The sequence below is a fragment of the Helicobacter pylori SA213A genome, assembly GCF_000476275.1.
In the GTDB taxonomy this organism is placed as follows: Bacteria; Campylobacterota; Campylobacteria; order Campylobacterales; family Helicobacteraceae; genus Helicobacter; species Helicobacter pylori_CL.
On record NZ_CBOM010000055.1, the window covers coordinates 1 to 1194 of the forward strand.

The following is a 1194-nucleotide window of genomic DNA, read 5'->3' on the forward strand; positions in this document are numbered from 1 at the left end:
TTGATCCAAAATCTTAACGATCTCTTGTTGGATTTCTAGGGGTGGGATGGGGATTTTGATTTGAGAATAACGAGAAATCCACTGCCTTGCATGTTCCCCACCGATATTATAAGGAATAGTTTGCATGTAAAAAAAGATAAATCTGATATTAATTGTGGGATCTTTTGGGAGTAAAATCTTCATAGTGCTTGATTTTACTTTAAAAGGGAAATCAACCCATTGAATTGCTGTTGTAAAGTCATCAAATATAATAACCGGAGAGCTTTTACTCGCTTGATAAATATTGTCTTTTTCATTTGTATAACCTAAAATAAAGGTTTTTCCTGCAGTTAAAACGGGAGTGGGATAACTTTTATCAAATTCTTTACTCGTTACGCAATATTGATTGGGTTGATCGTATTCACACACCTCCCCCAACTTCCTAAACCCCACCCCATTAGGCGCCAGGGTTTGGAGTAAAGCTTTCAAGCGTTTGGGGTAGGTTTTGTGCGCTAGTTTTTCTTTGGCGTCTTTATGGTTTTGGTCAATGTCGTTAAAGTCTAAAAGCATGTTTTGGTAATACTGGTATTGCTTTTTGCGCGCTTTTAATTCTGTGTTTAATTCTGTGTTTAATTCTGTGAAGGCGTCTAAAATCTTAACGATCTCTTGTTGGATTTCTAGGGGTGGGATGGGGAACTTATATTTTTTAAAAGCGCTCATATCCACAGAAGCAAAACCTGAAACATTGGTATTGTTTTTACACCATTCCCCCAAAAGAAAGCATTGGTAAAAAAAGAATTTCATGTCTAAAGCAAGATCACAATTCGCTTTTTTGCTTAAAAAAGTGAATTGTTGATTCGCTAACGAATCAACGATTAAAAGGGCATGCTCTCCTATCGTTGCTGTTGTAGAAATAATAATAGAATTTTTAGGGAATAATTTCTTACCCTTTAAAGCCTTTGGGGTAATGTGTTGGATAGAGTCTTTTAAAATCCTCCCATTTTCTCTAATGTCTTCCATTCTAAACCAAGGGATAGTCCCATTTTTCCAAAATTCAGGATTGTTTTTTGATGGGGTGTAACCATTTTTAATTTCAAAAACCTCTTCAAGCGTTTTAAACTCCACCCCCTTAGGCGCTAGAGTTTGGAGTAAGCGCTCTATTTTATGCATTTTGCCCCCTTAAGCTTCTAACTCTTTGATGATAGATTCAAGGCT

1 protein-coding gene is annotated in these 1194 nt (G+C 36.3%); it reads right to left on the reverse strand.

The window, feature by feature from the left end; all coding sequences use genetic code 11:
* The coding region (locus QT74_RS07840; protein ID WP_033765919.1) for a restriction endonuclease subunit S at positions 1 to 1149 on the reverse strand (1149 nt) is incomplete at its 3' end.
* Positions 1150 to 1194 lie beyond the last annotated feature (45 nt).